The sequence below is a fragment of the Tenacibaculum soleae genome (assembly GCF_030549005.1).
Classification (GTDB): Bacteria; Bacteroidota; Bacteroidia; order Flavobacteriales; family Flavobacteriaceae; genus Polaribacter; species Polaribacter soleae.
The window spans coordinates 1-681 of record NZ_JAUOSW010000037.1 but is presented as its reverse complement, the minus strand read 5'-3'; the positions used below and the strand labels follow the sequence as shown (position 1 = coordinate 681).

The following is a 681-nucleotide window of genomic DNA, read 5'->3' as shown; positions in this document are numbered from 1 at the left end:
CGTTGGCAGTCATTTAAACTCACTCTAAATGTACGATAGAGAAAAAGTAGAAAATTTTCAAATCCGAATGGAAGAAATAATTGAAAAGCACGATACCAAAGGTGCTTTTGAATTAATCACGTCCGAACTTAACGAATGTGAGAATCGCTACTTGACTGAATTTATGGTACCACTTAATTTTCTCAAATATGAACCCGTTTTAGATTGGGTAGAACAAAACGTGGATAGAGTGAAAAATGTGACACAAGATTGGGGACATTTATCTGCTAGCTCGAATTTCACTTGGGAAAGAGCTGAAAAGTGGCTTGAAACGGGAAGACCTTGGAGTTTGGTTGCTCTTGACGCTACAATGTTCTGTACAACTCTAGGCGAAAGATTAAATCAGTCGCTTTGGATGCGAGAATTAAGACCAAAACTTATGGACAATCCTAAACTGGAAAGAATTGCAAACGGACTGAAAAAATATCTAGAAACCGACAGTGTGCCAAGAACAAAGAATACAGTCAACCGAATTATTAATGACATATTTGAAATTGGATAAAAAAAACGAACTGCCAACAATGTATAACCGCAATTACGGCGGATTCGACTACGTCCGAATCCACTCGGAATTGCTAAGGCTAGCTCTCAACCGAAAATTAACGCATATAAACCCGTAACTGACGGTTATACGAGACCGTT

General features: G+C 38.3%; 1 protein-coding gene. It reads left to right on the top strand.

What is annotated here, in order from left to right:
- The first annotated feature begins 28 nt into the window (after nt 1-28).
- Entirely contained in the window at nt 29-541 is a 513-nt protein-coding gene (locus Q4586_RS13990; RefSeq protein ID WP_303530018.1) for a hypothetical protein, read from the top strand.
- Nucleotides 542-681: the final 140 nt, after the last annotated feature.